The organism is Variovorax sp. 01T439_2 (assembly GCF_056398445.1).
This window is the reverse complement of record NZ_JBFTPJ010000174.1, coordinates 1-7,904: the sequence shown is the minus strand read 5'-3', so window position 1 is coordinate 7,904 and position 7,904 is coordinate 1. Positions and strand designations below refer to the sequence as shown.

Here is a 7,904-nt window from a genome sequence, read left to right as displayed (position 1 = left end):
GCAAGGAGCAGTTCGGCCTTGATGGCCCGCTCCACATGCGTGTTGCCCCTGGAAGCCAGTGCCTTGCGCACCTTGGCTTCGAAGGTGTCGCGCCGAGCCCCGATCTGGTTCGACTCGTGCTGGCGGTAGTCGATGAGTGGCTGCTCCAGCAGATTGACCCGGCCGATGGCCGACGCGATGATGCCCAGCCATTCATCGTGCACCCATTCGACGGGCAGAGGCAGGGCATGCTCGAGCAGAGAGCGTCGAAACACCGTGGTCGCGCCGGTCACGAGGTTGCGCCGCAGGAACACATCGAAAGCGTTGCCGCCGTGGACGCGCTCGATCTCCGAGGGGGTGACTTCGAGCGCATGGAACAGCGTATCGCCGATGTCGCGCCGCTCGGCATCGACAAGACGCGCATCGGTGTGCAGAAGCAGAAGATTCGGATCGCTCTCGAAAAGCGGCGCCATCTGCGCGAGGCGCTCGGGGAGCCAGATGTCGTCCTGGTCGCTGAGCGCAATCAGTTCGCTGGTGCAGGCCCCGATGGCCTGCTCGAAGTTCTTGACCACGCGCAGCGCGGGCCGGTTCTCGAAGATGCGCAGGGCCACGGGGTGCCCCGGCCGTTCGGCCGCGCACTCGGCCACCGCAGCCCGCACCACCTCCACCGAGCCGTCGGTCGACGCATCGTCGGACAGCACGATCTCCACCGGCGGCAGGGTCTGCAGGCAGATGCTGCGCACCTGCTCGCGCAGGAAACGCGCGCCGTTGTGGGTGCAAAGGGCGACGGAGATCTCGGGGGAAGGGGGGATGCTCATGGCTTGCTCGTCTTGCGAGCGGTTATCAATGTGGCGAGGCGATGGGAGGCGGTTTCAACGGTTCCTGGAGCCTCCAGCGCGGGGGCCGGTAAAATTATCCCTTTCTTCACTCCCGAACAAGAAAATGCGCGCCCTCTCAATTGTGCTATTGGGGCGCGCAGAATCCCGGATCCGACCGGCATCGCAGCAGGCAACATCCAAGCCAGGTGCATGTTTGTGAGGCCTGGGCGGAACTGTCACTGCAATATCATCACCAATGCGCAGCGCACTGGGCCGGCGTCCAGGCCCGCGGTATTGGCCGAATCGGCAACGTCCAGCACGGGACCCTTTCTCGGCGGATATCGCCATACCCATTGAAAGAGAAACATCGATTGACGAACATCGGCAACGAGGAACTGGTGCTCATTGAAGCCCAGTGTCGAGAACATCCGGGCGAAAATGGCTTCGCGCGCCTGGCAAACACCGACGGGCGCATATGAGCCAGATCCATTCCAATTTGCACCGCAGCCCATGGTCTGACTGGTGGGAAGGTACCCGCCGCACAGACATCTGGTGGACGCTCGCATGGTTCGATGTCGTGCTGCGCTATCGCCGCTCGATGCTGGGTCCGATCTGGCTCACGTTGAGCATGGGCGCCATGATCGGCGGCATGGGACCTCTGTACAGTTCGCTGTTCGGAACGGAACTCTCCAAGTTCTTCCCTCACCTTGCGCTGGGCATCATTTTCTGGGGCTTCTTTTCAAGCGTGGTGACGGAGTCATGCAACGCCTTCGTGGGCTCCTCCAACTACCTCAAGCAAGGCTATTTCCCGATCAGCCTGTTCGTCTGGCGAAGTCTGGCTCGGAATCTGATTCAGTTTGCTCATCAGATCGTGCTGTACATCCCCGTTGCCCTTTGGGCGGGCATCTCGCTCTCGTGGTCCGTGATGCTGGTCATTCCTGCAATGGCCATTGCGATTGTCAATGCGCATGCACTTGGATTGCTGCTCGGCCTCATCTGCACACGGTTTCGCGACGTCACTCAAATTGTGACCAGCGTCATGCAGATGCTGATGTTCCTGACGCCCGTATTCTGGCTGCCTGAGAGCCTGCCCAACCGCGCCCAATACATCCTCTGGAACCCGTTTGCCCAGATGCTTGACCTGCTGCGCACGCCGCTGATGGGGGGAGTTGCCGCGCCGCACAGTTGGCTCGGCATCGCAGGGTGGACCGCCCTGACCGTGGTCGCCTCCGCAATTTTGTTCACGAGATACCGCCGACGCGTTGTCTATTGGCTCTGATACATGGCTTCCATTTCCCTCAAAAACGTTGCCGTCAACTTTCCGATCTATGGCGCCGGTGCAGCGTCATTGAAGAAAACACTTGCGGCTTCCGTCACCGGCGGCAGGTTTGGCAAGGAGACCGGCGTCACCGTCGTTCAGGCGCTGAGCGACATCAACCTCGAGCTGAAGAGCGGAGACCGCCTGGGGCTGATCGGGCACAACGGGGCGGGCAAATCGACCCTGCTGCGTACGCTGGCCGGTGTCTATGAGCCCTCCGCCGGTGAATTCAAGCGCGAAGGAACGGTATCGAGCCTGATCGATCCGTCGCTTGGTATCGAGGCCGATGCGACCGGCATCGAGAACATCATGCTGCGCGGACTCGTCATGGGCCTCAGCAAAAAGGAAATTGACGCACGCATCCCGGAAATCTGCGAATTCAGCGGCCTCGGGCAGTACGTGAACATGCCTGTGCGCACCTATTCCACCGGGATGATGATGCGGCTCGCCTTTTCGATCTCCACCAGCGTCGAGGCCGACATTCTCCTCATGGACGAATGGCTCTCGGTCGGCGATGCCGACTTCACCGAAAAGGCGGAAAAGCGCATGCGGGACGTGGTTTCCAAGTCGGGCATTCTGGTCCTGGCCTCGCATTCGCCGGCACTGATCGCGAAGGAATGCAACATGGTCGTCAAGCTGAGCCATGGGCGGCTCGAGCCCGCCGAGCTTTCCGTGCTGGCCGACGCAACGGAACTGGACGACCGGCCTTAGAGCCTGTGCCGCGGGCGCCTTGGCCGGCAGGCTCCGGCCCATGTGTCCAATCTCTCTCTTCCAAGGCAGAATTCAAGCGTCTGCAGCACGTATCGGCCATCCGACGTGCAAAGTTGTGCGCTTTCCTTGAACAAAGAGAGAGGGTTTCATGAAGAAGCATGCTGTTGTTACGGGCATCACCGGGCAAGATGGCGCCTACCTGGCCGGGCTTCTGCTCGCCAAGGGCTATGTTGTCTATGGCGCTTATCGCCGCACCAGTTCGGTGAACTTCTGGCGCATCGAAGAGCTTGGAATCCAGCACAACCCCGATCTTCATCTGGTCGAATACGACCTTACCGACCTTGGCAGCTCGATTTCGCTGATCCGCGACGCAGCGCCGGACGAGGTCTACAACCTCGCGGCCCAGAGCTTCGTCGGCGTCAGCTTCAATCAGCCCATCGCCACCGCGCAGATCACCGGCCTGGGTACGCTGCATCTGCTGGAAGCCATCCGCCTGGTCAACCCCAAGATCCGCTTCTACCAAGCCTCGACATCCGAGATGTTCGGCAAGGTCCAGGCCATCCCGCAGACCGAGGAAACGCCCTTCTATCCGCGCAGCCCCTATGGCGTTGCAAAACTCTACGCCCACTGGATGACGATCAACTACCGCGAAAGCTATGACATCTTCGGCTGCAGCGGCATCCTCTTCAATCATGAAAGTCCCCTGCGCGGCCGGGAGTTCGTCACCCGCAAAATCACCGACGGGGTTGCGAAGATCAAGCTCGGCAAGCTGGACGTGCTGGAACTCGGCAATCTCGACGCCAAGCGCGACTGGGGCTTTGCGGAGGAATACGTCGAGGGCATGTGGCGCATGCTGCAGGCAGAAGAACCCGACACCTACGTGCTCGCAACGAATCGCACGGAGACCGTGCGCGAGTTCGTTGCCATGGCATTCAAGAGCGCCGGCATGGCCATCGAATTCAGGGGCACCGGCGATTCGGAGTCCGCGGTCGACACGGCCACCGGCAAGACCGTGATGCGCATCAATCCGGCGTTCTATCGCCCGGCCGAAGTGGAACTCCTGATCGGCAATCCCGCCAAGGCCAAGGCCAAGCTTGGCTGGGAACCCGCGACCACCCTCGAACAGTTGTGCCAGTTGATGGTGGAGGCCGACCTCCGGCGAAACGCCCAGGGCCAGTCATTTTGAGGATATTGCTGACAGGCGCCGAAGGATTCACCGGCCAGGTATTTGCCAAGCGAGCTGTTGCGGCTGGCCACGCCGTCATTGCACTTCAGTCCGACCTGACGCATCGCGAGGCCCTGCACCAGGAAGTGTTGGCGCTTGCGCCCGACGCCGTGGTGCACCTGGCAGCCATCAGTTTTGTGGGGCACGCCAACGAGGCAGCGTTCTACGCAGTCAATGTGGTCGGGACCACCCATCTGCTGGACGCGCTGGTGCAACTGCCTGCCAGGCCTGCCCGTGTTCTCCTGGCCAGCAGCGCCAATGTCTACGGCAACACGGCCCAATCGCCCATCACCGAAAGCCAGCCGCCGGCGCCCATCAACCACTATGGCATGAGCAAGCTCGCCATGGAATTCATGGCGAGGACCTACAACGAGCAGTTGAACCTGGTGGTCGCGCGCCCCTTCAACTACACCGGGCCCGGACAGGACGCCCATTTTCTGATCCCTAAACTTGCCGCGCACTTTGCCTCGCGTGCGCCGTCGATCGAGTTGGGCAATCTGGATGTCGAGCGCGAGTTCAACGATGTGCAGATGGTCTGCGATGCCTACCTGCTGCTGCTCGCACATGGAGAGCCGGGCGAGACGTACAACATCTGCTCGGGACGGCCGTATGCGCTGCGCCGGATCATCGAGACTTTTGCACGGATGACTTCGCACAACCTGCGAATCGAGATCAATCCGGCATTCGTCAGGGGGAATGAAGTGCACCGTCTGTGCGGGAACCCGCAGAAACTCCGAACACTTCTCTCTGGACACGGGGCCACGTTATACGAACCCGCACTGGAAGAAACGCTGGGACACATGCTGCTTCCCATACAAAATTAACCGAGCTGCAGCGCGCGAAGAATTGCTTCGGTCTGGTGTTGCCAGCCGAACTTCGAGAGTGCATCGCGCCGGGCCTCTGCCGCCATTGCTTCATAGGCCTCACTATGATCCAAAGCTCGCAGAATCACCTCCGTCCATTCGTGTGCTTTGGCCAGGTACCCGTTCTCACCGTCGCGAATCGCCCGCCGATAGGTGAAGCTCGGCGAAGCGATGCTCAAGGTGCCGACGGCGGCCGCCTCGAAGTACTTCAACTCGGACTTGCAGTCGGTGAAGGCATTCGATTGCAACGGCATGAGATTGAACTCAACGGTTCCGAGCAGGCGCTGCAGATTCACGTAGTCGTGAAAGGGTTTCCGACTGATGCGGTGGGAAAATTCGCGCATCACTGGACCATGGTCGATGTAGCCGACGACCATGACTTCCAAGTCTGGTCGTTCGGCCATCACCTCTGCCAGTGCGGGCTCGACGATCGCATAGTCGAGGCGATGGGACGGTGAGCCACTGAAGTAGCCGAGGCATACCTTGCCATTGCCGGAAAAACGTGTGCGCTGCTTCTCGGCAAATACTTTTTCCGCGAGCTCGAGTTGCTCCTTATTCATGAAGTTCGGAACGACAAACACCGGGAGCCCCGAGTAGTTCGCAAGTTTTTGCGCGAGATACTCATTGGTCGTGATGGCGCCATCGCACAGCTTCAGCGTCTGGCCCATGCGGGCGATCATTGCGAACCAGTCGTCCCAAAGGCCATTTTGTGTGACGTCGAGACCCAAGGTGGCCACTAACAGATGGGCGTAGTCCGTGTCGAAAACCAGATCGTCGACATCGAACAGAACTCGTTTTCGTTGCGCACGAAACTTGGCGATCAATCCGCTGACCTGATGGCAATAGCGCGAGCGGCAGATGACCAGCACATCAGCTGCATCCGCAATTTCGCCGAAACGTTCGCTGTCGGACAGGAAGAAATAGCTCGCCGAGACATTGCCCATCTGGTTGCCGTTGAGCACCTGAGCCATGTTGTAGGCGCGATAGCGAAACGTGCTGTTGTTCGGCTCTTCGTAGAAGTAGGCCACGCGCACCTTGCGCTGATACAGCATTGCCAGCCGCTCCGAAAGAGGCTGAAGCCAAGGGTCCGCATAGGGTACGGGCGGAGTATCCAGTTCAAACATCAGCGTGCCGTCGCGAGCGATTTAAGGATTGGCTCGAACGACTGGGTCCAGTCCACAATCAGCTCGTTGGCCGCGAAATTGCGCGCTCGCATTTTCTTGTCTTCCGCAAGCGCCACACCAGCGCGAAGCGCGTCGAGCGATGCCTCTGCATTCAGTTCGGCGCAAATGATATTGCGTGAATAGTTGGACAGATCCTGCTTGTTGGCGAACTTGTTGGTCACTACGACTGCGCCGCTGGCCGCCAAATCGAGCGGCGGATAACTAGGGTGCGGCGTGTACATCAAACAGAGTCCGAGATCGACCGTCCCTACAAGATCGGCATACGCCTCCCAGTCAAGGCCTTCGCAACGAACAGGCACATAGCCATTGCCGAACGTCACGTTGGGGATGTCCTTGCCGACCAACAGGATCTCCCATTGCTCAAGGTCAAAGATTCCTTCGTTGATTGCCCTATCGATGATCTCGATGCCGTTAAAGAAAAGATTGCGCAGATTTTTCGGCCGCGCATAGAAGAAGAATCTTTTCTTGCCACCCGGATCCCGCGGGCGCTCGTGAAACAGCGACTTCGGGAATGCTGGTTCGAACCAGTCCCCATTGCGCTTCAGATGGTCCAAGCCGTTCGCGACCAGATGGTCGTACAGGAGCCGCGTGTTGACTACGAATCTGATGTCTTGGTTGCTCAGGATTCGTTCGCATTGAACCCGGTCGTCCCCGAATGGATAGAACATCCGTTCGTCCTCCTGAAGGAGATAGATGATCGAAGCAGGAGGCACGCTGGCCAGCGTGGCAGCGGTCGTCCACCAAGAGGTGGTGATGAAAGTCTCGTCAGGATGGATATCCAGGCCTGGAGCCCCTGCGTTCTCCGGTCTTGAGCCATCCACCACCAAGGGAGCAAACACCAACTGAATCTCATGCTTCAACTGGATTCCGTAAGCATCCAGGATTTGCGCAGCATTCGACGCCGATGGTACTTCGGTGCGCGTCACGATTCGCAACGTGGCATTCAACCGATTTGCCAGTTGTGCAGCCAACAACAGCGCAGTTCCCACGCCGCCAAACAGACTCCCCCTACCAATACTGTCGGTCACCAAGCTCACCCGCGGGATCGACGTCTTAGGAATGAGATAAGTCTCCAGCGACTGAGTGGTCAGAAAGCGTGCGCGAACGACTTTGTCCGCGGCCATCGGTTGATCGCCTGTGTTGAGGACGGCAATGTCCATCGCGTGACTGTCGATCGCTGGATTGCTAAGGGCCACGCTGTTGAAAATTGGACGCCCCTCAATTGCAGCACCTGCCTTGGCGCGAATGAGCCGCATCACCGCAGCTGTACCTTGCTCATTCCAAAATGCCAAAAACCGCCTCCATCGCTCGATCATCGCTATTTCCTTGTTTTTTCTAAAATTCCGACGGAAGAGACAGGAGCTACTGCCGCAGGCTTACCAAGAGGTGGTTGAAGCGCCCGTTCTCGCAACTCTAGTTGCCGTTTCTGCGCAGCGATTTTTCGCTGCACCGCGTCGAACTGTTCTTGTTCTACTTTTTTCTCACTATCGCTCATACGTGTTTCGCAGGGCCCTCTTGTCTCATGAGCCGAAGAAACTCTTCGGAGAAGCGGTCGACAGTAAATTTTTCTTCATAGACTTTGCGCGCCTGCAATCCGATGTCGCGCATCCTGGCCCGATCCTGGAACACCGCCAGCAACTGTTCTGCCAGCGAAGCCGCATCCGCTGCCTCGAAAAGGAGGCAAGACTTGTCGTGCGCCAACACCTCTGCGACGCCGACATTTGGATTGATGATCGACGGCTTGGCGAGCATCGCGCCTTCAACAACCATCAGCGAAAATGCTTCATCACGCGAGCAACAGACGAC

9 protein-coding genes are annotated in these 7,904 nt (G+C 59.1%); 5 read left to right on the top strand and 4 right to left on the bottom strand.

The annotated features are described in order from the left end of the window. Window positions 1-797: glycosyltransferase family 2 protein (locus AC1DOC_RS10825; RefSeq protein ID WP_478129785.1), on the bottom strand; the 797-nt coding region annotated here is incomplete at its 3' end. A gap of 206 nt (window positions 798-1,003) precedes the next feature. Here AC1DOC_RS10825 and AC1DOC_RS10820 point away from each other — a divergent pair. The 5 genes from AC1DOC_RS10820 (at window position 1,004) to AC1DOC_RS10800 (ending at window position 4,875) form a co-directional block, all read left to right on the top strand. Beyond that, complete coding sequence (locus AC1DOC_RS10820; protein ID WP_478079176.1) at window positions 1,004-1,276, top strand: cupin domain-containing protein; 273 nt, start codon at window positions 1,004-1,006, stop codon at window positions 1,274-1,276. Beyond that, window positions 1,273-2,076 (top strand): ABC transporter permease, encoded by an 804-nt coding sequence (locus AC1DOC_RS10815; protein ID WP_412510364.1) that lies wholly within the window; start codon window positions 1,273-1,275, stop codon window positions 2,074-2,076. Before AC1DOC_RS10820 ends, AC1DOC_RS10815 begins: the two co-directional genes overlap by 4 nt. A gap of 3 nt (window positions 2,077-2,079) precedes the next feature. Next, window positions 2,080-2,826 (top strand): ABC transporter ATP-binding protein, encoded by a 747-nt coding sequence (locus AC1DOC_RS10810; protein ID WP_018903750.1) that lies wholly within the window; start codon window positions 2,080-2,082, stop codon window positions 2,824-2,826. Between the two features lie 148 nt (window positions 2,827-2,974). Further along, window positions 2,975-4,012: a GDP-mannose 4,6-dehydratase gene (gene gmd / locus AC1DOC_RS10805; RefSeq protein WP_478083882.1), complete on the top strand. Its 1,038-nt coding sequence runs from the start codon at window positions 2,975-2,977 to the stop codon at window positions 4,010-4,012. Continuing rightward, on the top strand, window positions 4,009-4,875 hold the full coding sequence (locus tag AC1DOC_RS10800) for a GDP-mannose 4,6-dehydratase (RefSeq protein WP_478079157.1): 867 nt from the start codon (window positions 4,009-4,011) through the stop codon (window positions 4,873-4,875). The genes gmd and AC1DOC_RS10800 overlap by 4 nt, the downstream gene beginning before the upstream one ends. Here AC1DOC_RS10800 and AC1DOC_RS10795 read toward each other — a convergent pair. From AC1DOC_RS10795 to AC1DOC_RS10785, 3 genes are all read right to left on the bottom strand, one after another. Continuing rightward, window positions 4,872-6,038: a glycosyltransferase family protein gene (locus AC1DOC_RS10795; RefSeq protein WP_478079156.1), complete on the bottom strand. Its 1,167-nt coding sequence runs from the start codon at window positions 6,036-6,038 to the stop codon at window positions 4,872-4,874. The genes AC1DOC_RS10800 and AC1DOC_RS10795 overlap by 4 nt on opposite strands. Then, window positions 6,038-7,414, bottom strand: a complete 1,377-nt coding sequence (locus AC1DOC_RS10790; protein WP_478079155.1) for a rhamnosyltransferase WsaF family glycosyltransferase — start codon at window positions 7,412-7,414, stop codon at window positions 6,038-6,040. The genes AC1DOC_RS10795 and AC1DOC_RS10790 overlap by 1 nt, the downstream gene beginning before the upstream one ends. 175 nt (window positions 7,415-7,589) lie before the next feature. Further along, a partial coding sequence (locus AC1DOC_RS10785) for a glycosyltransferase (RefSeq protein WP_478129784.1) occupies window positions 7,590-7,904 on the bottom strand: 315 nt, incomplete at its 5' end.